Genomic DNA, 26,627 nt, shown 5'->3' with positions numbered 1-26,627 from the left:
ATTCAAATTTATAGGTTTAACTAAATAACCACGCGCACCCAAATCCATTGCTCTTTGTTGATCAACTTTACTCTTGATATCTTAAATCAATAAGATTAAAATAAGTAAAAAAAAGGAGCTAAAAGCCCCATAAATCTTATTTATTCTTTAATTCTAGAATTTTAGACTCAGCCAGATACTTTTTTGAACTTGCGCCGTGTGGTAAAAATGCCACCTACACCTAAAAGACCAAGCAAAATAGAAGGTTCTGGGACTGATTGTGTAGATGACTTGATGGGAACTAAACCTTGAAAACTAACTTCATAGTTACCACTATGAGATTTAGCATCACTTAGTTCAGTTAAACCAGAATTGGTAGCTATAAAGCTGAAAAGATAATCAGTTTGACCGTTATATGTGTACTTCAGAACTTCACTAGCTTGTGTTGTTGTATTTGCTAGCTGTGTTATTAAACTACCAGCGAACATTTTAGTCGGGCTGTTTGGTAAGCTATTAACGTATTGGGTAAAGTATGGTAGTAATAGCGGTGTTGCATTCAAATGTCCTGCCAATCCAATGCTGATTACACCAGTAGTGTCATCTTGGTTGGCATAAGAAATATTCGGATCACTAAACTTTTGGAATCCTCCATTATTTTTAAAGGTGTTATAAAACCCTGTACCTATAGTATTTCCCACCAAACTACCAAACCCGTTAGCGGTTAAAGCCTGATTAAACCAATATTCACCAAAGGTCTTACCTGTGTCTTTATAGTTGTTATTCCAGTCTGAATCAACTAAACTGCTGAGTGTTAGGGTTTCACCGCCGATTGTTCCGGATAAACTAGTATTTTTGGTGAAATCGAAACCTGATGTTTCACTGCTAGCTCTTAACTCTACGTTACCAGTAGGGCTGGCAGCATTACCATCCAATACCTTTTGTAGATTAGCGTTAGTATTAGGTACAACGTAAGTATTTGTACTATTGGAATCATAGATTAAGTAATCATTTGCTGCTGTACCACCAATGGTAGCACCAGATAAGCTACCAGCTTGTGCTGGAGAAGTGGCGATCGCACCTACACCCATAGCGATGGAAGCACCTAGCAAAAATGTTTGTAAAGTCTTATTCATTGATCAGATATCTCTCTATTTAACTGTAATTTTTTGTACTTTTGCCATTTTACAGATGCAGGAAAATGCCATCAGTATTTAGCTATATTTAGTAACTTGCGAGACAATACTAGTTTAGGCAATTACCAAGCCAGATTGGGTAAAGTTCCCTGGTATTATTGATAAATTAATGATAAATATTTTTGGGTTTGTTCTAGTAATTTTACTTAAAAGATTTATTTTTCTGTATTAATGAAATTACTTTAAGCTTTTATGTTCCGACACTAACTTAGTAAACTCTTTCAAACTCTTGTTATATCTTTCCCCAGCTACCCAGAGAAAATCATTATGATTTGCGTCTTCTACCCATAAAGACAGTTTTGGCGACGGCGCAGCAGCATACAAATTTTCTGCATGAGTAAAAGGAATAATCTCATCAGCCTTACCGTGCATAATCAATACTGGACATTTCACATTTTTAATTTTTTGTAGATTAGTAAACTTATCAAACGGCAAAATTTGAAATGGGACTATTACTCGAAATGCAGATATAAAGCTACTTTCGATAATTAGACCTGCAACTGGTTTCCGTACCGCCAAATCTACTGCCGACCCACCTCCAACTGAACGACCAAAAACAATAATGTGCTGTGGTAGTATCTTTAAATCTTGGGTCAAATAATTGTAAGCAGTATCAATATCTTGATAAGCGTGGTTTTCAGTGGATGTTCCTGAGCTTGTACCATAACCGCGATAATCGTAAGCCAAGACATTGAAACCCAAATTACGTAATTTTTCTAGAACTTGTTGAATATCACCTAAATCTTCCGCATTACCGTGAGCATAAAGGATCGTATATTTAGCCGCAGGGTTGAGTAAATGCACTGCTGAAATTTTCGTTTTTCCCCCGCTCTTCAGCTTCAATATATCTTTAGTATCTTGATAGCTGGATGGTTGAGGTAAAAAAATCATACTATCTGCCTGAAAATAAACATACAGAGTTAAAAATAGATATATAAAAGTCAGAGATTTTAACAATCTTTTCCAGGTAAAATCACCAATTAAAATTTTTTTGAGACGATATTTATCCATGAAATTTGTACTATATCTATATTTTCAGGCAAAATAAATGGGGAAAGCTATTTAAAGCTTTCCCCATTTTTACTGTGACCTAACACTGAAATATTGGCAAACTTAAGCAGTGAAATACTTCGCTACTGGGTGATAGGTAATAATCGCCGTTGTAGACTGTTCTGGATAAAGTTGCTCACTTTCATCCATATATAAATCAATTCTGTCAGTCTGCAACAATTCCAGTTGCTTGTATTGGTCTTGAATATTTGGACAAGCCGGATAACCGAAACTATACCGTGAACCACAATAACGCTGTGCCAAAATATCCCGAATATTATCAGGTTCTGATGCACCCAATCCTAATTCACGGCGAATTCTAGCGTGTGTCCATTCTGCCACTGCTTCTGCGACTTGCACCGCCAAACCGTGGAAATACAGATAATCAGTGTATTGATTATTGGCAAATAATTTTTGGGCGTACTCTGTAGCAATTTCGCCAACAGTTACCGCCTGCATGGGGAAAACATCAATGATTCCCAACTCCTTCGGGGCAAAAAAATCTGCAATACAGAGTCTTCTTGATGACCTTTGACGGGGAAACTCAAACTTAGCTACTTCCTTCTTATCTTCACTATTGTTTTCATAGATATACAAAGTATTCCCCTCAGACTGACAAGGGAAATACCCGTAAATTACCTGGGGATGCAACAGATTTTCGGCAATAATTAGCTGCTTCCACGTTTCCAAAATGGGATACACTTTCTCATGCAAGAAAGCCTGATATTCTTCCTTAGATTGTTCCTTTGGCTTGCGGAATTGCCACTGTCCAGCAATTAAGGCTTGTAAGTCTAAATGCCAGAATATTTCCTCGATGGGAATATCATTAGGTTGTAAAAGTTGCGTTCCCCAGAACGGTGGTGTGGGACGTTCTATGTCTACTGCTACAGCTTTGGAACGTTGGGTATCTACTTCAGTGCTGAGTTCTAAATTCCGAGTTCTGAGTGAAGTCTTTTTAGTTTCTGGTTGTTCAGAAGTAATTTTTGCTTCTTCAGTCGCTACTTCATCTAGGAATCCTTGTAAGTTATCCCAATTACCAGCTGCCTTTGCTGGCATTAATTTATCCATAAAATGCAAGTCAGAGAAAGCATCTTTGCCGTAAACAACCTTACCTTTGTAGGTGTTTTGACAATCTTGATGCACAAATTTGGGAGTTAGTGCCGCACCACCTAAAATTACAGGTACAGTAATACCTTTTTCGTTGAATACCTGCAAGTTCTCTTTCATAAAGGCGGTGGATTTTACCAACAAGCCACTCATAGCAATACAATCAGCTTTGTGTTGGTTGTAAGCTTCGATGATATTTTCTACTGGTTGTTTAATTCCCAGATTAATCACCTTGTAACCGTTGTTAGACAAGATGATATCTACAAGGTTTTTACCGATATCATGAACGTCACCTTTGACGGTAGCAATGAGAAAAGTTCCTTTGGCGTTATTCCCTGATTCTGACTTTTCCATGAATGGTTCAAGATAAGCTACAGCAGCTTTCATGGTTTCCGCAGACTGTAATACAAATGGTAGTTGCATTTGTCCTGAACCAAACAACTCACCCACAACTTTCATCCCATCTAGCAGGAAGGTGTTGATAATTTCTAAGGGGGGATATTGTTCTAAGGCTTTAGTCAACTGTGCTTCTAAGCCGATGCGTTCACCGTCGATGATATGTTGTTTGAGCCGTTCTTCGATGGGTAAGCTTTCATCAACCCCCGCGTTACGTTTGGTTTTGACACCTTCAAATAATTTAGTCAGTTCTCCCAAGGGGTCGTAAACGCAAACATTACCCTCAAATTTGCGCGCATCATAGATTAACTGACGACAAACTTCTTGATGACGGGCTTCAATCTTAGATAGTGGTAAAATCTTGCTGGCACTAACGATCGCAGCATCCATGCCTGCTAACATGGCTTCATGCAAGAATGTTGAATTTAGCACCATTCGTGAAGCTGGATTCAAACCAAAGGATATATTCGATACCCCTAAAATAACGTGACATCCCGGCAATTCTTGCCGAATGCGGCGAATCGATTCAATAGTAGCCTTGCCGTTTTCTCGGTCTTCTTCAATCCCCGTAGAAATAGGTAGAGCTAGAGTATCAAAGAATATTTCCGTGGGAGGTATACCATACTCTACAGCTTGGCGGTAAGCACGTTGGGCAATTTGAAATTTCCTCTCGGCTGTCCGCGCCATGCCTTCTTCGTCAATTGTGCCGATGACGACACCTGCACCGTATTTCTTCGCTATTTCCAGCACCTTTAAAAAGCGCGGTTCGCCGTCTTCGTAGTTGGTGGAGTTCAGCAAACACTTACCTCCAGCCACCTTTAAACCCGCCTCCATTTTTTCCCATTCGGTGGAGTCAAGCATTAAAGGTAGTGTGACATTATTGACAATGCGCGAAACCAACTCGTGCATATCCCGCACGCCGTCCCTTCCTACATAATCAACGTTGACATCTAGGATGTGTGCGCCTTCCTTAACTTGCGCCCTCGCCATTGATACCAGTCCGTCCCAGTCTTCCGCATTTAACAAATCGCGGCACTTTTTAGAACCACTGGCGTTAAGACGTTCGCCGACAATCAAGAAAGAATTATCTTGGTCATAGGGTTGAGTAGAATAAATTGATGCGGCAGCTGGTTCTAAACTTGGTTGTCTAACCTTTGGTTTTAGTTCCTGAGCAATTTGAGCCAATTGTTGAATGTGTTCTGGACGTGTCCCACAGCAACCCCCAATCACTTGGACACCCAAATCTTCAACAAAGTGCATCAACGCCATGCGTAATTCTATTGGTGTTAAGCGGTAGTGTGCTTGTCCACCAACATTTTCCGGTAAACCCGCATTGGGAACGCAAGAAACCACAAATGGTGAATGTTCAGATAAATATTTGATGTGTGGTTTCATCAAATCTGGCCCAGTGGCACAGTTAAGCCCCAGAATATCTATTGGGAAAGGTTCTAAAATCGTCAGCACAGCACTGATTTCTGAACCTACCAGCATTGTCCCCATGCTTTCCATTGTCACAGAAACCATCAGGGGTATTCGTTCCCCTTTTTTGGCAAAGACTTCTTCTATTCCATTCAACGCCGCTTTGATTTGTAGCACATCTTGGCAAGTTTCGATAATAAATAAATCAACTCCACCATCAAACAAGGCTTCAGCTTGTTCCGCAACAGATGTTTTTAAAGTATCAAAGTCAATGTGTCCCAAGGTTGGTAGTTTGGTTGTCGGGCCAATAGAACCAGCCACAAACCTGGGTTTCTCTGGGGTGGAAAATTCCGCCGCCACACTTTTCGCTAATTCGGCGGCTTTTTTGTTGAGGTAGTAAGTCTGGTCTGCTAAGTCATATTCTGCTAACACAATCGATGTAGCACCGAAAGTATCAGTTTCGATGACATCTGCACCCACAGCGAGAAAGTCGCGGTGAACCTTAGCAACGGCTTCCGGTTTTGTGTGGACTAGGTATTCGTTACAGCCTTCATACTCCGCCCCACCAAAGTCTTCAGCCGTGAGGTTTTGGGTTTGGAGGTTAGTCCCCATTGCACCGTCGAAGACGATCACTGGTCTATCTGGACTACGCAAGTGTTTAAGAAAAGGATGGGTCATATTTTCAAAAGAGAAAATGAGCAAACTAAGTGAGTTTTGTGTTACTCCACTTAATCTATTATTTTCCACAATTGGGAGAGTTTCGTGAGAGTTTGAGTAAACTAGGTAAGAGGAAACTCAGCGATCGCTTTGCTGATCACGAGTGGGGAATACTTTTGTCTTAGGGAAGTTTCCGCACGATTGCTATAAAAACGCCATAAACTTTATTTTGTCGGGGTTGCAAAATTAAATTAGTTGTAGCCAATCATAGAAGATACTCCTATGATTTTTCTCTCTTAGTGTAAGGATTACAGATAATGCAAGTTCTAAAAAGATCCATCAAACCAGATACCTATATATCATTCCTCTACATCTATCAAACTACTTGGGGGACTGCTGGTGACATCTGTTTAGTCCGTGAATCTGTAGCTAATTCAGGTGTGTCGAAGTTCGTCGGTCACAAAATCCGGCTAGTCGTACCCAAAGGAATGGAACGCGATCGCGTGGCGAATTTTCCGGTGATCAAAGTTGCAGGTAACGTTGGCGACGGACACCCCAAAGAACACCCATATGAATGGGAGGCTTATGAAGGTATAAATCCAGAAATAGCGATCGCTGCTTTGAAGCCTTGGGGTTTCAAGTTAATTGAGTCTACAGAATGATAGGTAACAGGTGACAGGTGATAGGGGACAGGGGACAGGTGACAGGTGACAGGATAGAAGGGAAGGAGGTGTGTGTTTTATTTTGAATTTTGAATTTTGAATTGATTCTTAGCGGGTGGTGCGCTGCTAGAGTGGCTACTCTCAAGAAAATACCTCTTTCCCAGTCCCTACTTCTCTAGATGAATTGTCAACATAGCTTAAACTCGCTAATAAATAGTTAATGGTGCAATAGAGTCAAGCAAGAAGCATGGAAACTCAACAACTAGGAAAAACAGGTATCTTTGTCAGTGCGATTGGTTTGGGTGCTATGCCGATGTCAATATATGACCGTCCTCCTGAATCGCAATCAGTTCAAGTTATTCATCGGGCTTTAGATTTGGGTATCACGTTCGTTGACACTGCTGACTCCTATTGCAAAGATGAATCAGACAAACACCACAATGAACGACTCATTCACAAAGCACTTAGCAGTTACCAAGGTGACGTTAGCCAAGTGATTGTGGCGACTAAAGGCGGTTTAATGCGTCCGAATCAGACTTGGGTACGTAACGGGAATCCAGAACACCTGCGCCAAACCATTCGCGTCAGTTTTGAAGCTTTGGGAGGTGAAAAACCAATTGATTTGTGGCAATATCACTCACCAGACCCACAATACACCGTTGCAGAATCTCTCGCACCAGTTAAAGAAGCTGTGCAGAATGGTTTGATTCGGTTTGTGGGAGTTTCTAACTTTTCTGTGGAGCAAATTAAACAGGCGCGGGAGGTGGTAGATATTGTCTCAGTCCAAAATCAATACAACCCGTGGGAACGTCAGCCAGAAAGAGACGGCGTATTACAGTATTGCGAAGAAAAAGAATTAACTTTTTTACCTTGGAGTCCCTTTGGTGGTAGTCGTCGCCATAAAAACTTAGAAGATATTCCAGCGATCGCACAATTAGCCAAGCAAAAGGGCGTATCAGTATACTGTATTGTGTTGGCGTGGTTGCGTTCCAAGTCCTCCTGTATTTTACCAATCCCCGGCGCAAGCAAGATTTACAGCATTGAAGACTCTATACGTGCTGTAGATGTGAAACTATCTGAAGCAGAAGTTAGAAAAATTGATCAGCAAACGTAAGAGTGCTGAGTGCTGAGTAATGAGTGCTGAGTGGCGAAAAATTCTCCCCAGTCTCCAATCCCCAGTCTCTAGTTATTTAATTTTGAATTTTGAATTTTGAATTTTGAATTGATTAGTCCCCAAAATTAATTGTTAATCCGTAGTGACATGATTTGAGGTACAATCAAAAACCTGCCAATACATGACAAAGCTTGCTGACAGGAGAGACTTCATATGGCCCGGATGTACTATGACTCAGATGCCAATTTAGACCTTTTGGCTGGAAAAACCATCGCAATTATCGGCTATGGTTCTCAAGGTCATGCCCACGCCCTGAATTTGAAAGATAGTGGTTTGAATGTAATTGTGGGGCTATATCCGGGTAGTAAGTCGGAACAAAAAGCCACAGCAGCTGGGTTAACTGTAAAAAATGTGGCAGATGCTGCCAATGCTGCTGACTTCATCATGATTTTATTACCCGATGAAGTCCAAAAAACGGTTTACAAAAATGAAATTGAACCAAATCTCAAAGAAGGCGATGTCTTAGCCTTTGCCCACGGCTTTAATATTCACTTTGGACAAGTCGTACCCCCTGCTAATGTAGACGTAGTAATGGTTGCACCCAAAGGCCCTGGGCATTTGGTCCGACGCACTTACGAACAAGGTCAAGGTGTACCAGCGTTGTTTGCAGTTTATCAAGATGCCACAGGTAAAGCACGCGATCGCGCAATGGCATACGCTAGAGGTATCGGTGGGACTCGCGCGGGTATTCTCGAAACCACTTTCCGCGAAGAAACGGAAACCGATTTGTTCGGCGAACAAGCCGTATTATGCGGTGGTTTGAGTGCCTTAATCAAAGCTGGCTTTGAAACTTTAGTAGAAGCCGGTTATCAACCAGAATTGGCTTATTTTGAATGTCTACATGAAGTCAAGCTAATTGTTGACTTGGTTGTTGAAGGCGGTTTAGCCACAATGCGCGACAGCATTTCTAACACTGCGGAATACGGCGATTATACTCGTGGACCACGGATTGTCACCGCCCAAACCAAAGCTGAAATGAAGAAGATTCTCAGCGAAATTCAATCTGGACAATTCGCACGGGAATTCGTATTAGAAAACCAAGCCGGTAAACCTGGATTTACCTCCATGCGTCGTCAAGAAGCCGAACACCCCATTGAAGAAGTAGGTAAAGATTTACGGGCTATGTTTAGCTGGCTGAAGAAAGTTTAAAAATTTCTTTTAAATCCTTCAAATAGGCGCAAATGTACTAAAAAGTGCTTTGCGTCTTTGTTTTTTGGTGGTAAATTGTCAGCAAAACACTACATTTAAATCTATGTCAAACCTGAGAGTTCAAAAAATTCTGAGGATGTTTACTGTTTTATTGCTGACTAGCCCACTTTATTGGCAAAATCCAGTTGCAGCACAGCCAGAACAAAAACTATTACCATTTTTTGATGACGTAGATAACCCAGTTTCTGTAAATTTTCCCAGAGGACAACAGGTAGATATTACACCGTCAGCACCGAAGTTAAATGCTTTTGACAAAGCTGTACTTAATACCTGTGGTGCTATTGGCACAAGAGTGAGCCAGAATAAATTTCAACAGTTATTATCTTCTTACCCAGAGGTATTACAAAAACTGCAAACAGTTAGCGGCGGTGAACTGCTTCCAGGACGCAAAAGTAAAACACAATTTCTCGAAGACTTAACTAATATTTGGTTTAAGCGTCGAGGCTTTGAACACATCTTTTGTGGGGAAATATATAACGCCAATGACATTGGTGGCTTGCATTTTTACGGCAGATATTTGCAACTTCAAAATCAAGGAATTGGCGGTAGATTATCCAATAATCGCCAGAGAGAAGAAGTTGTTCCTGGGGTAATTTATACAATGGGTGTAGTTATTAAGCAAGGTAATCAGACAATAAAAGATGTCATCAAAGGTTACGGCTACCTCAGCAACGCTGAAGAAATGCTTGTCGATGCAACCCTAGCATTTAAAAAACAAAAAAATACAGAAGGGGCTTGTATTTACAACGTGCGTGACCAGGACACAGGCAAAACTTTTCCTACTGTTTTTGTAAGGAAAAATCAGGCGATTGTTACTTTCTACCCTGATGCCACTCCTCAAGGGTCAAAATGTAAGTAATCTGAAATTTTGCACCAGTTTTCCCGCATTTCTCACAAACAGTAGGGGCTGGTTCACAGATATACTCGAATCATTCACGAATATTTCACTCAACCCGCCCCTACTAACTCTGGACTGAGGTGACAATAATTGGTGAGAAATCCGGGTTTTTTTGTCAGTTTTGTCTACAATTACTTCCCTCTTCACTGTCACCTGTCACCTATATTTCTTAAAAAGCAATTTATTATCTCGTCTTTGAGCTACCTCAAAGACGAGATAATAAATTCCTGGCATATTAGGGATAGATAAGTTTCAGGGGTCAAATAAATGACCAATACTACCCTAAATTTGCAAACAGCTAGCGGACACCAAGTTCTAGCAGCCGCAGGTAAAAAATATCTGCGCCCCGGTGGCAGAATAGCTACAGAAACATTATTGCAGTGGGCTAATTTTCAACCAGGCGCAACAGTTTTAGAATTAGCTTCTAGCTTTGGTTATAGTGCAATTTATCTGGTTCAACATTACAATGTTAAAGTATTAGGAATAGAAAAAAATCCTGAGAGTGTAGCTAAAGCTTGTGCTAATATCCGGGCTGCTGGGTTAGAAAATCAAATCAAAATTATTCAAGGCGATATTTTTCATTTAGATGACACCTTGGTGCAATTTGACTATGTTTTAGCAGAAGCTATTCTTACCATGCAATCCCCTGTAGGAAAGACCAAGCTATTAACAGAAATTCATAAAAGATTAAAACTGGGGGGTAAATTTCTCTCCCATGAATTATTAGCTCGTGATAAAGAAGCAGAAATACACAGTGATTTAGCCAGAGTTATTAAAGTTAATTCTACACCACTTTCAGAAAATAACTGGATTGATGCTTTTGCCACTTCTGGATTAAAAATAGCGAAACATCAAACAGGTTCGATGAATTTATTGAACTTAAAGCAGATTCTTCAAGATGAAGGCTTTTTCAATACATTACAGATTTTTTGGAATGTTTTGACGCAAACATCTATCCGTAAAAGAGTTTTAGAAATGCACCGAATATTTCATCAATATCATGATGAATTAGGCTACATAATTTTGTGTGCTGTTGCTAATTAAAATTTCTCATCATTACCCCTTCCCAAAATTATGACTTCTCAAATTATCACTCATCAATCTTTTGTAACTCAACTACAACAACAGATTGAATATCCCAGTGCGGGAATTCTCAGCAAAGTTATCTTTCAAGACAAAGCTTGTCAATATACTCTATTTTGTCTAGCTGCTAATGCTGAAATCTCTGAACATACATCAACTCGCAATGCAACTATAAATGTGCTTGATGGCAGAGGGTTACTCACATTATCAGGAGAAAAAATTGCTTTAGAAGCTGGTGTTCTTGTCTTGATGCCTGCTAATGCACCTCATGCTTTAAAAGCTGAAGCAAATCTCGCCTTTCTACTTACTCTTTCTGAGAAAGCAGCAGATAGCTAATAATTATTTTCGGAGTTTTGTAAAATGCAATCAATACTGACGACTTTTGCCCAACATTTAGACCTTTCCTCAACTGAGTTAGATGTGATTATGGCTAAACCATTAACTGAGGTGCTGGTATTTTCTGATTTACAGCGAGAACTAGAAAGTTTAGACATCAATTTACTCAAACAAACCTTACCCACAGCAGGAGCAGTTTTAGCACAGGAACTACCATCTTTTTACAACTGGCTCAAAAATGAGTTGGGAGTCAAACGTGTTCCTGATAGTCCAAATCACACGACTACATGGGTGATTGGTTTTGTAAATCGCCAGGAAAGTTTGATGAACTTAGTTGATTTACATCATCCAGTACCTCGTCTGGCTTTAGAAGCTGCTATCCCTCGCTTAGTCGGGTTGTTTGATGGTGTAGAAGATGTGCAGGTAAAACAACAATGGCAAAAAGCGATCGCAGCTCTATGCTTAGTTTTAGTTGTCGCGGCTCGTGAACGAGATAGATATGTTCATATCTTGCACCATTCTCAATAATTCTACTGTGGGCAATGGCGACAACGTAAAAATTAGGTGCTAGTAAATTTTTAGCATGATAAACATAGCCCAAATTTTTAAAAAGACAAATTTATTTTATAAAATTTAAATATTTTCAAATGACACTGCACCAGAAGCGATCGCCTCTAATTTCTGACGATCAATAATTATAATTTTCCCCCCTCGACTGTAAGTAATTACAGACTTGAGACTTTTAATTAACCGCAGACACTCTTCATAGGCAATACCAACACTCCGCGCCATACGATAGTAAGATAATTCTGTTTTTAAAGATTCACCTTGAGGGGTGGATACAGTCCCAGATTTATCCGCAAAATATAAAATTAGCCTCACCAGGCGAATGGTTGCCCGTTCTGAAACCAAACCATGAACGGTTTCATGAAGTAGCTGAATTCGATTATTCAAAACTACCAACATTCTGATAGCAATATCAGGCTGCTGTTGAATTGCCTTTAATAAGGCATCCCTTTCAACAGTGAGTATTTCACAATCAGACTCAGCCATAACAGTGGCTGGAGAAGTACCATTTCCTAACAAAGCTGGCGCAGCAAAAATTTCTCCATCTGCTAAATTCCGTAGAATGGTTTCTTTACCTGTGGTCGCAGTTTTGGTGATTTGAATTGTACCACTGACCACAGCATACAATTTTGCAGGTAGGCGATCGCCCTCATGGAGAATAATCTCCCCTTTGCTGTAGCTTTGCACTAGGGTATGGCGTTGTAAACTTACCTGATCTGCGAGTGGTAAACCAGCAAGCACATTAATTTGGGCAACTTGTTCTAGGGAGGCTTGCATGAGAAAATGGGGATATGGGAAGTATTGACGTGATTAATCGCCAGGCTTAGGCACAAGATATAAAATAACTAATGACCATTGACTAATGACTAATGAGTAACGAAATCCGGGCTATTTTTGACCGTATTGCCCCAGTGTACGACCAGTTTAATGATTGGTTAAGCCTGGGACAACACCGCATATGGAAAGAAATGGCTATCAAATGGAGTGCGGCTAAAGCTGGAGATACTTGCCTCGATTTATGTTGTGGGAGTGGTGATTTAGCCTTAAGTTTAGCCAGGCGTGCAGGAACAACGGGGAAGGTTTACGGCGTAGACTTTTCCTGCAACCTGTTAACAACTGCAAAAGAACGCTCTCAAATACATTACCCCCAATTTGCCCTCTCTTGGATAGAAGCAGATGTACTGAATTTACCCTTTGATGACAATCAGTTTGATGCCGCAACAATGGGCTATGGTTTAAGAAATGTAACTGATATTCGTCGTAGTCTGCAAGAATTACACCGTGTCCTCAAACCTAGCACGCGGGCAGCCATTTTAGACTTTCATCGCCCTACAAATCACCAATTCCGTACCTTTCAGCAATGGTATTTAGATCATATAGTTGTGCCGATGGCCGAGCATATGGGTATGAAAGAAGAATATGCCTACATCAGCCCCAGCTTAGATCGCTTTCCCCAAGGGAGTGAGCAAGTAGAGTTAGCCTACCAAGTTGGTTTTACCTCAGCCACACACTACCCCATCGCGAACGGTATGATGGGAATATTGGTAATTATTAAATAGGTAATTGGGCATTGGGCGACTCAATGAGTGGATTTTGGATTGGGGTTTAATCTAAAATCCAAAATCCAAAATCCAAAATCTAAAATTCCCAGTCCCCATTCCTCATTATTCATCCAAAAAACTGTGGATTGGTCTCATCTTTTACTTTATGTATCTCCCCCTGTATTGGGTGCAATTATTGGCTATTTCACAAATGACATAGCCATCAAAATGTTATTTCGTCCCTACAGAGCAATTTATATTGCCGGACGGAGAATACCATTTACCCCTGGATTGATTCCTGCGAATCAAGAACGGTTGGCAAAAAATATTTCTGATACAATCATGGGGTCGCTGCTGACACCCGATGAGTTACAAAAACTGGCACGTAGGTTATTAGAAACAGAACGAGTAGAGTCAGCAATTCTTTGGCTATTGCGACTGGCTATAGATCAAATTAAAGCCGATAAAAACCAGAAAACTACTAAAATTGTCGCGGGGATTCTGCGTGATTTGTTAGGAGAATCTTTACCGCGTCTTTTGAAGGTGCTAGCAAGACAGGAAGACTTTTTAGAAGCACAAATTAATCAAATTTTTGACCAAATATTACTAGAATTACAACTGAGTGAAGAACAGGCTACTCGATTGGCTGATTGGTTTTTGGAAGTAGTTTTGCCACCAGATATGTTGAGGCAGGCAATTATAGATTTTTTAACCGATCGCACAATTCAAATTATTGATGAAAGCTTTCGAGAAAAAACCAGTGGTACTTATTGGGTAGTAGCGAATCTATTTGGTTTGCGGAACACTCTCACGCGGCTACGGACTTTCTGCTTAGATGAAAAAGAAGCCACTAATGCTAGGTTACAGGAATTAATTCAAGATTTACAGATGCGCGATCGCCTCAAAAAAACTCTGCAAAATCTGTCATTGCAAAACTTACCCATTGGTACAGTCCGCCAACTGCGAAAAACCACACGAGAAACAGTCCGCCAGTACATTCAAACAAGTGGTAGTGAATTACTGCAAGGATTAACTGAGTCTGTAAATTGGGAAAATATTGCTAAATTACTATTAAATCGCCTGAGTAACTCACCTGTAGTTATAAATTCGTTAGAAGTTGTCAGTCAAGAATTGGCATTGATTTTAGAAAGATATTTAGAAAAAGATTTAGAAAAAATTGTAGCCCAAATAATCCCTATTTTATCAATAGATCAAGTAATTGTTGACCGGGTAAAATCAACATCACCTGCTGATTTAGAAAATGCCATTGAAGGAATTGTCAAAAATGAGTTGCAGGCAATTGTCACTTTAGGGGGAATTTTAGGTTTTGTCGTTGGTTCATTGCAAACAGTATTTTTACTGTTTAATCAACGGTAATTATTCGTAGTTTTTAACGATTCCCAATTCCAAATTTAATTCACAGATTGAATTCTATTTTGCATGATGGCATTAATCGCGGCATAATTGGTTTTATAATTAGGTAGTATTGATTGAGCCTGTCCATAAACAGAACTACTTTTGGGAATAGATTCTAAGATTTTAATTGACTTTTGCCATTTGTCTTTTGCTTGTTGCCAAGCTGTTAATGAATTAGGTGAAGTTTCCATAAAAAACTTAGCTTCTATCGCTAGTTTTTCTGCTAATTCTAAGTTAGATACAGCTTTCTTTTCTGTGATAGCTCTTTTAGTTATAGCAATATAATTAAGCCGATAACGAACCAGTTTTTCTTGCGCTATAACAGATACAGATGTTCCTTCAGGAATACTTTGTAACAAATTAATTGCCTCTTGCCATTTAGATGCTGCTTGTTGCCATACGGTAAGTGCATGAGGAGGTTTTTGAGCGATAGCAGAAGCCTCGATTCCCAGTTTTAAAGCTGCTTTAAAATTGCTTGCAGCAATATTCTCTTGATATAAATTCGCACCAATTTCGTGAATTTGGATGAGCTGACCTTTCGCAAGCCATCCACCAAAACCTAAAATAGTTAAGCCAGAGAAAATTAATAAACTCTTGCGTATAACTTTAGAGGATGATAAATTATATTTCTGCTTTGTTGCGTGATTTTTATTATTTATTGATTTATTTTTTTTGTGTTTAATTTCTTCGATTTTAATTTTAAAACCATTAATTTTATCTTCATATATATCACATTTATTCAGGATTTCTGTCAATTCCTGAAAATTATCATTACTAGAAATAATTAATTCGTGAGCATCATCTAACCATTCTATAGCGAACCCAGATTTACCACAGAATGATGATAAGGCTATCATTATTGTTAAGAGACTTTGAGTATTTTGAATAGTATTTTTGACTAAAATTAATCTATTTTGTAAATTTGACAAATCCTCTTCAATATTGAGCGTTTGTCTGTGTGAAAGTTTATGATTATTTAATTTCTCAATATTTAATCTATTTTCAATTTCTATAATTTGAATGGGCAAGCTGGGATAATTAATATTTAAATTTATTTGATTGACTAAGCTAGCATCGCCTAAAATATCTGCGGCGATCGCCTGCAATAAGTCACCCCATTCTAGCCAGCAATTAATTTTTGACTGTAAACTAATTAAAGATATCTCCGTTTCTGGATTGCCAAACTTTTCTGTAATTAATCCTGAATTGCCAGTAATCGCAGGATTGACTTGTAAAACAGTTGGTATCGCCAGACTTTTAACAGCAAGAGATAGTGTATTGATAGTATTACTATGACCTTTACTTATGACAGAGCATAATTCTTGAGCGATCGCTTGTTGAATATTGCGGAGTTGTTCCTGAGCATGATTAATCAGGACAACCTGTTGCATCATATCCTGAGAATTACCAATAGTCAGTTTCAGTTTATAAACGATTTGTGGCAATTCATTAATAAGTGCTTCTATATCAGTCATAAATATCTCTTGGGGATTTACAAAATTTATTAAGAAGAATTCAGCATATAGGCGCAGCCTTCTGGATTATGGATTCTAAATTCTGACTCCTGATTTATCCTTTACTGCGAACTCTGCTCATGGTAATCTGGCAGCAAATTCCAGAAAACCTTGATAAATCCATAGACTTTTTGTGAGATGAGTATTTTTGCCTGTCGTAGTTATAAGTAAGTACCAGTAATAATTTGTGAAATCACAAAAACGATAGATTTATAGTTCCCAGAAATTCTGCTAAAGTAACAACTCCATTAGGGAAATGGGTCAATAGTTATTAGTCATTAGTTACTCCCCAATCCCCAGTTCCCAGTCCCCAATCTCCAGTCCCCAACATTATGAATGAGACTGATTTAGCCTTTACTCCAGCACTAGAGTTAGCAAAATTAATCCGACGGCGGGAAGTATCACCCTTAGAGTTGGTAGAAATATATTTAAGCCGGATTCAGCAGTTGAACCCTCAGTTAGGCAGTTATTTTACAGTGACGGCAGATTTAGCGATCGCTGATGCTAAAGCTAAGACAGAATTATTAACCAAAACTACAGCACTACCACCATTTTTTGGTGTACCAATTTCCATTAAAGACCTCAACGCCGTGGCGGGTGTACCTTGTACCTATGGGAGTCCAGCATTACTGAATAACATCCCCGCATTTGATGATGGGGTTGTCACACGCATTAAACAAGGTGGCTTTATTATCCTCGGCAAAACAGCCACTTCGGAACTAGGTTCGTTTCCTTATACTGAACCTACAGGATTTGCCCCCGCTAGAAACCCTTGGAATTTAGAATATACTCCCGGCGGTTCTAGTGGTGGGGCAGCTGCCGCAGTCGCCGCCGGATTATGTGCGATCGCCCAAGGTTCTGACGGTGGTGGTTCAATTCGTGGGCCTGCGGCTTGTTGTGGCTTAGTAGGGATCAAACCGGCACGAGGTAGAGTTAGTAAAGCACCAGTAGGCGATCGCCTAGCAGGCATTTCTGCCAATGGCCCTCTCGCCCGAACTGTGGCGGATGCGGCAGCTATGTTAGATACTATGTCTGGCTACGTCACAGGTGATCCTTACTGGCTACCCGATCCAGAACCATCATTTTTGACTGCTGCCCAAACTAATCCAGGGAGGAAGCGAATTGGCTTTGCTACTGGTATTCCTCCCTTAGGTGAAGCTGATGCTAATTGTCAACAGGCTGTGTTGCAGACAGTAAAATTATTAGAACAACTCGGTCATCAAGTTGAGCAAAAATTTCCCGATTTCAGTGCCTTAGTTGAACCGTTTAAAGTTGTCTGGCAATCGGGAATTGCCGGTGCAGGATTACCTGCTGAGGTATTGCAGCCTGTGAACCGTTGGCTATTGGCAAGAACGGGAACTGTTGGGGAATATATCCAAGCAGTTTATGCCATGCAGATCGTAGCGCGGCAAATTGTATCCTTTTTTGACACTATAGATGTATTACTATTGCCTGTTTATTTGCACTCTCCTATCAGGGTGGGGGAATGGGCAGCTTTTAGTCCTGAAGATACATTTCAACAAATTGTCAATTGGGTTGCCCCTTGTCCACCGGCTAATGCTACCGGACAACCAGCGATCGCTTTACCTGTAGGGTTTGATAGTCATGGTTTACCTATGAGTGTGCAGCTTGTTGGCAAACCGGCAGACGAAGCTACCATCATTAGCCTCGCAGCCCAACTAGAAGCTGCTAACCCTTGGATTCAGCACCGTCCAACTTTGGCTACACAATTGAGTTCGTAGTTTAAATTTTTGCTTGATGATAGTGAGTGCTAGTTAGGGCGATTGCTACTAGTTCAGCTGATAGATGAATTAGGTTGAGTTCATCTTCTCTTAAAAAGCTTGGTTGTTTCCACTGGAGGGATAACACCCCCAACATTTCATTTCGGTAGGTAACGGGGATGACTAAATGAGCTTGAATACCGCTTTCTTGATAATGAGTCACACCCTTCAGTTTTGAGTCTTTGGCAACATTCAAGGAAACTTGGACTTTACCAGTGGCGATCGCTTCACTTGCCAATGGGTCTTGCCCCAACCAATTTGGGATACTACCATCGGCAAAGTAAAGTCCTTGGGTGGCTGTCAATATTTGATCTTCTAGCAGTTGTAAAATACAGGCGTCAGCCGCAAAACTATCACAAAAGGCTGTAGCGATAGGTGTGAGAATCGCTTCTAAATTTTGGGCGGCTTGAGTTACCTGTACCAAAACAGTTAGCAGTGACATTTGAGCATTAGCACGGCGTAGTTCTTCTGTGCGTTGCTTGAGCAAGTCATAGGTTTCTGCTGCCCTTTGCACAACGGCTTTGAGTTCACCAGGATCCCAAGGCTTAGTAATATACTTATATACCTGTCCGGCATTAATGGCTTCCACCAAGTCTTCAATATCAGTAAATCCCGTGAGAATTATCCGCACTGTATCGGGAAATTGTGGTACAGTTTTACTGAGAAACTCTGTACCCTTCATTTCTGGCATCCGTTGGTCGGAGATAATTACCGCCACTTCTCCTTCTAGAGCCAATACTTCTAAGGCATTGATGCCACTGTCAGCTTTGAGGACATTAAAATCTCGGCGAAAGGTACGATAAAGCAAATCTAAGTTATCTGGTTCGTCATCAACTACTAAGATTTTGAGCTTTTTAGGTCTTTCTAAAGTTGCCATTTGTCGATGATTTGTCTGGATATCAGAAATGATGTCAGCCATAGATATTACCTGTAAAAATTATTTATAGCCCTACATTTTTACCAAGCTTAGTAGATTATTTCTATCAAGCCTTGCGGAAAACTACGGAGATAGTTTTGGTGAGTGCTGATGTGTATTATTTGTAACGCAAAATTTTATCTAACGGTAGAGTGTATCAGGGTTAGCTGATAAAGATTACAATAAGATTCACTAATGCGGTATCAACTTAGCCTCTCAAGTAGAAGCTGAAATTTTAGATTATGACTGACTTACCACCCAACACTCCCAATCCTGAAAATGCTGCTAACGATTCATCTCAAGAGTTACTGCGAAAATTAAGACAAAAACAAGGTAATTGGGTGGAATGGGGATTAGCGATCGCCACACTGCAAAAATCTGGTTACAATCCCCAAGACATTTTTGAAGCCACGGGATTTGAGCCAGTTCAACAAAATCAGGTAGTGGTTGGCTCACAAGTGTATAGTTCTATGGAAAAAGCCGGCACATCAGAAGCAACACGAGCGCATTATGCGACTCGTGGTAGTGATGTTTTGTATGAACTGCGGTTGCTCACCCACGAACAACGGGCGGCGGCGGCTGAATTGACTTTTCAGCATAAACTTGATTTAGACGAAGCGCGGGAAGTAGCCAAAGCCATTAAAGATTTCGCTCGCTTCCGCACTCTACCACAAGGGTTTTCCGAGCATCCCGGTGATGCGGTAGCCTATCAAGCTTGGAAATTAGCACGCCAAAACACAGATTTGCAAGAGAGATCGCGTTTAATTGGTAAAGGTTTACGCTTTGCTCATACTCAAACAGCCAGAAAACAAATCGAACAGTTATTAGTTGATTTTACCGTCGTTTCCCAGCGTCCCGCCCCCATTCCTCCCTTTTATCGCTTTGATTCCGAGGAAGAATTACCCCGGATTGTCCCTGTCGTGGGTGAGTTACCTTTAACACCCCAAAACCTGCAAGCAGTTCCCCTGGTAGAAGAAATTGAGCCATTCCGCCTAGTGAAGTTTGCTGGTGAACAAGCTTGGGTAGCCTTACCTGGTTGGCAAGTGCTATTGAGTGCAGAAGACCCGGTAGTAATTTTAGCAACTAGCGATCGCTTTACTAACCCAACTCTAGCTCAACCTAGCTCTGTGTTAGTAGTTGTAGATCGCAACCAAAGAGAATGGAATGATTTGAGTTACTTTGTTGTTGATAACGGTGATGAGTTGGATTTTCAATGGTTTGAAACAGAACCAGAACTCGCCATACTAGGCAAAGTTATCATCATCGTCCGCCCACGAAAAATTCTTGATGAAGAAGTAACTAAAGATTCCTGGCAAATTGACGAATAAACTAAAAGCCACGAAACTCGGTTCTAAAGATAAAAATAGGCAATAGTTTCTTCGCTATCGAGTCCCATTACTGCATCGGTAAAGTTGATAGGGAACACCGATGCGGTAATAGTTTTTGGAATCGATTGTACAATCATTTCCAGATAACATTAACTTTTGAGGATAATCCCTCCGTCTGATTCCAGGGGCGACTATCCATAAATTTAACTGTGATTTTATGGTTACTGACAGTTGTGAAAGCTTGATCCAGACAGCAGATAAACTAGGAGACTTTTGTAAAGCAACAAAACTATCTGATGCAGATGTTTGACTTCTAATTTTTTCTAATGCCAAAGCAAAACTGATTCCTAATGCGACATCTTGATAATTTTCGTATGTCACCACCAACATCAGAGGTAAAGATGGCTCTAAATTCATATTTAGAGCTACTTTTTCCGGCATAAATGGCTTTTGAAAACTTAAATTATAAACAACAAAAATACTACTTAATAAACCAACAAATATAAAAAATAATGTCTGTTTTTCACTGTTTATTTTTGTCTTTTGACCGTGACAAATGCTGGCTGCCAGGAGAGAGCAAATACCAGGGTAGTAAACAAAACTATAACGGGGAATAGCAGTAATATCTTTACCTGATAAATAAGCTATGGCGAAGCACTGTAACAATATAAAACTAGTAAAACTGATTAGTGTGAATGTAGCGAAGTGAGTTGTATCTTGCAACCACAGATGTTTTAAGCCCTTAAAGGTGATTAATCCTGCCCAAATAGCAAAAATCAACATTAATAATCCACAAATAATCATGATCCTTAATGATTGGTTTTCTACAGGTAAAGATATAGTCATTAATACCAAATTAATTAAAGTTTGATAAAAAGGGGCAATAAATCCTGTAGTTGGTAGCCAATTAGTTTCTGAACGTTGAGCATGATACAGAGTTGTTAATACCCAAGGTATAAAACAAATAAAAACACTAGTAGAAGATATTATTAAATATAATACAGCTATATTTTTTTGAATTTTATTCCAGTATATTAATAGTGATAAAGTGGCAATTTCAGCAATAAAAGCCAGAATGAAAAAGTAGTGGGTATAAAAACCAATAATACTAATAAGTACCCATAAAAACCAACGCCAGAATCTCATCTTATTCTGTACAATATCTTGTTGTATCTGCATGATTAACAACAATGATAAGGTGATGAGAAACATCGGGAAGGTATAGTGACGTGCTTCTTGAGAAAGGTATACGGCAAAAGGAGATACTGCCATTAGTAATGCGGCAATAATTCCTGATGTTCGTGAAAAAGCGATACAATTCACCCAATAAATAGCGGCGATCGCAGCTACACCAAATAAAGCTGGTAGCGATCGCAATTTTGTTACCCAGTCATTTCCTAATAGTGTCATCCACTCCATCCACCGATACATCCCACAAAAAAATAGTGGGGGATGGGTAGATTGAGTAGCGATGTTGTTAGCGATTTGGACACAGCTAACCCCAGGCTGAAAAGTAAAAATATCTGGGATACGGTTCAAGGGAAAAACTACATCCAAAGGTAAATCATGATAATTTTTCCCTAAACTAAATATGGCAGTAATCACCTCATCCATCCACAGAGGTTTTAAATCCAAATGCCAAAAACGTAAAAAAGCACCAAGTGCGATCGCTCCCAAGAAACCAAGATGATTTAAATAAACTCTGCGATTTGTCATGATTGCCAATAAGTGCTTGTTCTGTGTTTCCACAAGAGAGCGACCGCTAAAACTTACAAGTCACCAATCCCAGAACTTTGCAGAAATTATAGTTTTCGCTTAGATTGACGTTTCGGAAGCTTGTATAGACTGGTTAATTCGTTCTGCCCAATCTTGATGATTGTCAATGGTTAAAATTATACTTCGGAAAGGCTCATTCTTGAGTTCCAGTGTTAAATAATTTTTATCTTGTGTTACATACCAAAACTCTTTACCTCTATTACTGTAGTATGTTCCAGCTTTAATAATGCCTGGAATACTAGTACCAGGACTACGAATTTCTGTCCAACTACTTACAGGTTCAGTTGTTGAAACAGATTCTATATGATTGAAAGAAATTAAAAAAGTTTGATTGAGATTTAAAGTCAGAAGTTGCTCGTACCATTCCCAGGAAATTTGTAAGTTTCCATTAAATATACTTAGCTGCATTGTGTGACATCCTGTATTTAGTAAGTTAACACACTAACAATATTTACATATTTTCAACTATAGGGATATCACCCAATCAGGTGATTAGATATCCCAAAATTGTAAAAATGCTGCATTCGTAATTGCAGTTTTTATGTGCAGTTATAAAGAATACATTAGCCAACAAATTTTAGTAAGAATACAAGCAGATCAGCAAAAATTAATCTGCAATTTTTTCCTAGATATGGGGAATCATAAATAGAGCGAAAGCTATCAACCGTTTAAAAAATTTAAAATTGATTTCGATATTGGCAGTATTAGGTTCAGCAAACTGTGAGTCATCAGAAAATTCAGGTATTTTTATGATCAAATGGCAATTGCTTACATTGGTAGCAGGTCGGACTCTAATTTTACTGAGCGGTGTTTTGTTGTTTTCAAAATCAAGCTTTGCTACTCCGTTAACGACTAAACAGCAATATTCAGTTAACGTTGCCCAGACAGTCAATAAAAATTTCACTGCACAACAAGCCTATCAGCAAGCCAAGCAACTATATGAGCAAGGAACAGCAGCAGCTAGAGTCCAGGCAATGAAAAAATTTGAGGAAGCATTGGCATTGTATCAGACTGCGGGCGATCGCACTTCACAAGCTCCCATTCTGATATACATGGGCAAAACTCACTCAGATTTTGGAGAAAAGCAAACAGCACAAGATTATTATAAACAAGGCCTATCCATATATCAGCACTTAAAAGATAAGTCAGGGCAAGCAACAACCCTGAACAACATCGGCAAAATCTACTCAGAGTTAGGAGAAAAACAAAAGGCACTTGATTATTATCACCAAGCCCTCCCTCTCAGACGACAGGTAAAAGACAAAAGAGGAGAAGCTATTACCCTGAATAATATAGGGGCTATTTACGCTTTTCTGGGAGAACAGCAAAAAGCTTTAGACTACTATAATCAATCCCTACCCCTCAAAATACAAGTAGGTGATAAAGCCAGTTGGGCTAATACCATCAACAGTATTGGCAAAGTCTACCTAGATTTAGGCGATGAGCAGAAAGCCTTAGATTATTTCAACCAGTCTCTACTTTTATCCCAACAAGGCAAAGATAAAACCAATGAAGCCATTGCCTTAAACAATATAGGTATTGTCCACTCAAATCTAGGAAACCAACAAAAAGCCCTGGATTATTTCCAGCAATCACTGCCTTTATTTGCGATCGCAGAAGATAAATCAGGAACAGCGATCGCCTTAAATAACCTGGGTAAAGTTTACGCCAAATTAGGAAAACAGCAAACAGCCCTAGATTATTACATCCAATCTCTAAACTTATTCCAACAGTTAGGGAGCAAGCCTAGAGAAGCTCAAAATCTCTATGACATTGCCTCTTTGGAACGGGATCAAGGCAACCTCAAAACAGCCCAAAGTCGAATTGAAACATCTCTCAAAATTGTAGAAAATCTACGTAGCCAACTGCTGTCTCAAGAACTCCGCACATCTTATTTCGCTACAGTGCAGGATTATTATCAGCTATATATTGACTTACTGATGCAGTTACACAAACAACAGCCAGATCAAGGCTACGACAAACAGGCATTGCAAGCCAGTGAACGCGCCCGCGCCCGTAGCCTTTTGGAACTACTCAGTGAAGCTAATGCTGATATCCGCCAAGGAGTAGAGCCGAAGTTACTCTCTCAAGAACGTTTGTTACAGCAAAAACTTGATGTTTTAGAAACACAACAAGTAGAACTACTCAGCCGTAAAAATACAGAATCAGAAGCACAAGCTTTAGAAACACAAATTGCCACACTGCTGGAACAATACAAACAAATTCAAGCACAAATCCGTGCTATCAGTCCGCGTTATGCAGCCTTGACTCAACCACAACCCCTGACATTGCGACAAATTCAACAGCAAGTCCTTGACGACAACACCCTCTTACTAGAATATTCTTTGGGAGAAAAGCGTAGTTATCTTTGGGCTGTTACCAATAAAAATATTGTCAGTTACGAATTGCCCAAACGTGCAGACATTGAAGCAGCTGTTCAAAAGTTTCGTCAAGACATTATTAGCCCATACCTGAAGCATAGCCCATCGATAAATAAATTGTCTCAGCTAATACTTGCCCCTGTAGCCCAGCAGCTAGAACGAAAACGCTTAGTAGTAGTGAGCGATGGGGCTTTGCAGTATGTACCATTTGCGGCTCTCATAACACCTAATTCTCAACCAAGTAGCAAATATGAGCCATTATTACTAAAGCACGAAATTATTACCTTACCCTCGGCATCTACATTAGACATCCTGCGGCAAGAACAAAAAGGACGTAAACTTGCACCTAAAACCTTAGCTGTGTTGGCAGATCCTGTCTTTAGAAGTAATGATGAGCGTCTCCAAGGTAAATTATCTCGCCCACCACTAGTCAGTAATTTAGATAACCTCGCTTTAAGCAGATCCGTCAGTGATTCCGGTATCAACTTTGAGCGTCTCCGCTTTACACGTCAAGAAGCTGAAGCGATTTTGGCTCTTGTCCCTCATCATAAAGGTAAGCCAGCTTTGGACTTTACCGCCAGTCGTCAAACAGCTACCAGCGAAGAATTGAGTCAATATCGCATTATCCATTTTGCTACTCATGGCATTTTTAACAGCAAACATCCAGAATTATCAGGAGTGGTATTATCATTATTTGATGACAAGGGGATGCCACAAAATGGTTTTTTGCGCTTGCGTGATATCTTTAACCTCAACCTGCAATCCGAACTGGTAGTCCTCAGTGCTTGTCAAACCGGACTAGGAGAAGAAATTAAAGGTGAGGGACTAGTAGGTTTAACTAGGGGATTTATGTATGCAGGTAGTCCGCGAGTGGTAGTGAGTTTGTGGAGTGTAGATGACCAAGCCACATCAGAACTTATGCAGAGATTTTATCAACAAATGCTACAAGCAAGATTAAAACCGGCAGCAGCGTTGCGGAATGCACAAATAGAAATCTGGCGTAAACAAAAATATGCTGCACCTTATTATTGGGCAGCTTTCACTTTACAGGGTGAATGGAATTAGAAATGAGAATGGGAATAAAGAGCTAGGTAGTAACAGGTCTACCACCTCTTCTAAGATATAAGGGTGCGTTAGCACCCTACGAATATCAGATAATTTATGTTTTGGTATTTCCTTAATTGGTCAAAATAGATATGTTTGTGTGCATACACTACTCTCAACCTATCTCTTCTGATCTAGTGCCTGAAGCAATTTACCCACATAAAATTCAAATTGGCTACTTCTTCTTTGCGTAGATTCAATAATTGGCAGACTATCGGGGAAATTAATCACATAATTACCAACTTTAAAACCCAGAGGTTTTAAATGGCCTCCTGCTAAAGTATTTTGAAAATCAACTGGGGGCTTGTAAAAAATATTAACAAACCAATCGGCGGTTTTTTGAGCGATTTTATCTGATTTAAACTGTACTAATCCAAGTAAATTAAATAGATTTGTAGCTTTGATTAAAGCATAAGTTTCATCAGGGCTTGGGTTAACACCCCATCCCAATTTATCAATAATTTTCGCCAAAAATTTAGGGATTGCGCTGTCAGTGCCACTATTAACAGGTGCTAAAAGAACAGAAGTTTGACCTTTGATGAACAGGTTAGAGAAGATATATTTTTCTTCTCCCACATAGTAACTACTTAATTTATTAGCTTTGTTTTGTTCTTGCCTTAATTCATGAATGAGTATTTCAATATCTGTAAAAATGCGCTGAATTTTGCGCTCATTTTTGGCTGGATCTGATGTCTTACTTGTTTCTAACACCAGATTACGAATAAATTGTTCTAGTTCTTTATGGTCTTGTGGCAAGGCAGTAAAGCCTTCTAAAAGAGCAATATATTTACAACCAATGCTATGACCTACCCAAGAGAAATTTGTATCTTTTAGATAAACTTGATAGTCATAGTTAGCTAATTTTGCCATTCTGACAAGCTCTGGTGTGATTTCGTATTGTTCTTTGATCAGAAATCCAGCTTCTACGTAATGGTTAAAAGTAAAATTAAATGGCAACAGAATGATTGTATATCCATTGTTAAATAAATATTGGAGCAAATAGCGATAAAAAAACATGGGTGCAAAAGTACCAAAGAAAGCCCCGCCAATAAATTGAATTACCCCTTTAGGTTGTGGATGTAAAGCAACCCAGCTATGAGAAACAGGTTGAAATTTCAGTTTTGGATTCATAATTTCTTA

The 26,627-nt window shown here is 39.6% G+C and carries 21 protein-coding genes; 12 read left to right on the top strand and 9 right to left on the bottom strand.

The features are described from left to right. Nucleotides 1-167: 167 nt before the first annotated feature. The 3 genes from VB693_RS22765 to metH form a co-directional block, all read right to left on the bottom strand. Nucleotides 168-1,112, bottom strand: coding sequence for an NF038130 family PEP-CTERM protein (locus VB693_RS22765; protein WP_323268248.1), 945 nt, complete (start codon nt 1,110-1,112; stop codon nt 168-170). Nucleotides 1,113-1,349: 237 nt separating this feature from the next. After that, nucleotides 1,350-2,183 (bottom strand): alpha/beta hydrolase, encoded by an 834-nt coding sequence (locus tag VB693_RS22760; protein WP_323268247.1) that lies wholly within the window; start codon nt 2,181-2,183, stop codon nt 1,350-1,352. Between the two features lie 102 nt (nt 2,184-2,285). Next, on the bottom strand, nt 2,286-5,822 hold the full coding sequence (gene metH / locus VB693_RS22755; protein WP_323268246.1) for a methionine synthase: 3,537 nt from the start codon (nt 5,820-5,822) through the stop codon (nt 2,286-2,288). A gap of 296 nt (nt 5,823-6,118) precedes the next feature. Here metH and VB693_RS22750 point away from each other — a divergent pair, with 296 nt between their 5' ends. From VB693_RS22750 to VB693_RS22720, 7 genes are all read left to right on the top strand, one after another. Then, nucleotides 6,119-6,463: a hypothetical protein gene (locus VB693_RS22750; protein WP_190703748.1), complete on the top strand. Its 345-nt coding sequence runs from the start codon at nt 6,119-6,121 to the stop codon at nt 6,461-6,463. 247 nt (nt 6,464-6,710) lie between these two features. Beyond that, nucleotides 6,711-7,577 (top strand): aldo/keto reductase, encoded by an 867-nt coding sequence (locus tag VB693_RS22745; RefSeq protein WP_323268245.1) that lies wholly within the window; start codon nt 6,711-6,713, stop codon nt 7,575-7,577. 213 nt (nt 7,578-7,790) lie between these two features. Beyond that, nucleotides 7,791-8,786, top strand: coding sequence for a ketol-acid reductoisomerase (ilvC, locus tag VB693_RS22740; protein WP_190703744.1), 996 nt, complete (start codon nt 7,791-7,793; stop codon nt 8,784-8,786). A gap of 136 nt (nt 8,787-8,922) precedes the next feature. Further along, nucleotides 8,923-9,705 carry an EndoU domain-containing protein gene (locus tag VB693_RS22735; protein ID WP_323268244.1) on the top strand — a complete coding sequence of 261 codons (783 nt, stop codon included), beginning with the start codon at nt 8,923-8,925 and terminating at the stop codon, nt 9,703-9,705. 306 nt (nt 9,706-10,011) lie between these two features. After that, nucleotides 10,012-10,788, top strand: a complete 777-nt coding sequence (locus VB693_RS22730; protein WP_323268243.1) for a class I SAM-dependent methyltransferase — start codon at nt 10,012-10,014, stop codon at nt 10,786-10,788. Between the two features lie 30 nt (nt 10,789-10,818). Beyond that, nucleotides 10,819-11,163 carry a cupin domain-containing protein gene (locus tag VB693_RS22725; RefSeq protein ID WP_323268242.1) on the top strand — a complete coding sequence of 115 codons (345 nt, stop codon included), beginning with the start codon at nt 10,819-10,821 and terminating at the stop codon, nt 11,161-11,163. Between the two features lie 24 nt (nt 11,164-11,187). Beyond that, complete coding sequence (locus tag VB693_RS22720; protein ID WP_323268241.1) at nt 11,188-11,691, top strand: hypothetical protein; 504 nt, start codon at nt 11,188-11,190, stop codon at nt 11,689-11,691. 105 nt (nt 11,692-11,796) lie between these two features. Here VB693_RS22720 and VB693_RS22715 read toward each other — a convergent pair whose 3' ends face one another. Continuing rightward, nucleotides 11,797-12,507: a Crp/Fnr family transcriptional regulator gene (locus VB693_RS22715; RefSeq protein ID WP_323268240.1), complete on the bottom strand. Its 711-nt coding sequence runs from the start codon at nt 12,505-12,507 to the stop codon at nt 11,797-11,799. A 92-nt stretch (nt 12,508-12,599) separates the two neighbouring features. On the opposite strand from VB693_RS22715, the gene ubiE reads away from it, so the two are divergent. Further along, complete coding sequence (ubiE, locus tag VB693_RS22710; protein ID WP_323268239.1) at nt 12,600-13,289, top strand: bifunctional demethylmenaquinone methyltransferase/2-methoxy-6-polyprenyl-1,4-benzoquinol methylase UbiE; 690 nt, start codon at nt 12,600-12,602, stop codon at nt 13,287-13,289. Between the two features lie 123 nt (nt 13,290-13,412). Beyond that, complete coding sequence (locus tag VB693_RS22705; protein ID WP_190703728.1) at nt 13,413-14,648, top strand: DUF445 domain-containing protein; 1,236 nt, start codon at nt 13,413-13,415, stop codon at nt 14,646-14,648. Nucleotides 14,649-14,683: 35 nt separating this feature from the next. Here the strand turns inward: VB693_RS22705 and VB693_RS22700 are convergent, their stop codons facing one another. After that, nucleotides 14,684-16,162 (bottom strand): hypothetical protein, encoded by a 1,479-nt coding sequence (locus tag VB693_RS22700; RefSeq protein WP_323268238.1) that lies wholly within the window; start codon nt 16,160-16,162, stop codon nt 14,684-14,686. 371 nt (nt 16,163-16,533) lie between these two features. Here VB693_RS22700 and VB693_RS22695 point away from each other — a divergent pair, with 371 nt between their 5' ends. Further along, nucleotides 16,534-17,943, top strand: coding sequence for an amidase (locus tag VB693_RS22695; protein WP_323268237.1), 1,410 nt, complete (start codon nt 16,534-16,536; stop codon nt 17,941-17,943). 1 nt (nt 17,944) lies between these two features. Here the strand turns inward: VB693_RS22695 and VB693_RS22690 are convergent, their stop codons facing one another. Next, nucleotides 17,945-18,901 (bottom strand): response regulator, encoded by a 957-nt coding sequence (locus tag VB693_RS22690; protein ID WP_323268236.1) that lies wholly within the window; start codon nt 18,899-18,901, stop codon nt 17,945-17,947. A 239-nt stretch (nt 18,902-19,140) separates the two neighbouring features. Between VB693_RS22690 and VB693_RS22685 the strand changes: the two genes are divergently transcribed. Continuing rightward, nucleotides 19,141-20,226 carry a RuBisCO accumulation factor 1 gene (locus VB693_RS22685; protein WP_323268235.1) on the top strand — a complete coding sequence of 362 codons (1,086 nt, stop codon included), beginning with the start codon at nt 19,141-19,143 and terminating at the stop codon, nt 20,224-20,226. A gap of 54 nt (nt 20,227-20,280) precedes the next feature. Here the strand turns inward: VB693_RS22685 and VB693_RS22680 are convergent, their stop codons facing one another. Continuing rightward, a complete protein-coding gene (locus VB693_RS22680) occupies nt 20,281-21,942 on the bottom strand; it encodes a glycosyltransferase family 39 protein (RefSeq protein WP_323268234.1) in 1,662 nt (553 codons plus the stop codon). Between the two features lie 99 nt (nt 21,943-22,041). Continuing rightward, nucleotides 22,042-22,410, bottom strand: coding sequence for a hypothetical protein (locus VB693_RS22675; RefSeq protein ID WP_323268233.1), 369 nt, complete (start codon nt 22,408-22,410; stop codon nt 22,042-22,044). Between the two features lie 341 nt (nt 22,411-22,751). Between VB693_RS22675 and VB693_RS22670 the strand changes: the two genes are divergently transcribed. After that, nucleotides 22,752-25,448, top strand: a complete 2,697-nt coding sequence (locus VB693_RS22670) for a CHAT domain-containing tetratricopeptide repeat protein (RefSeq protein ID WP_323268232.1) — start codon at nt 22,752-22,754, stop codon at nt 25,446-25,448. Between the two features lie 159 nt (nt 25,449-25,607). Here the strand turns inward: VB693_RS22670 and VB693_RS22665 are convergent, their stop codons facing one another. After that, nucleotides 25,608-26,618, bottom strand: coding sequence for a DUF1350 family protein (locus VB693_RS22665; protein ID WP_323268231.1), 1,011 nt, complete (start codon nt 26,616-26,618; stop codon nt 25,608-25,610). Between the last annotated feature and the right edge of the window lie 9 nt (nt 26,619-26,627).

Origin of the sequence: Anabaena sp. UHCC 0399 (assembly GCF_034931465.1) — a bacterium.
GTDB lineage: Bacteria > Cyanobacteriota > Cyanobacteriia > Cyanobacteriales > Nostocaceae > Trichormus > Trichormus minutissimus.
This window is presented reverse-complemented; position numbering and strand designations above follow the sequence as displayed.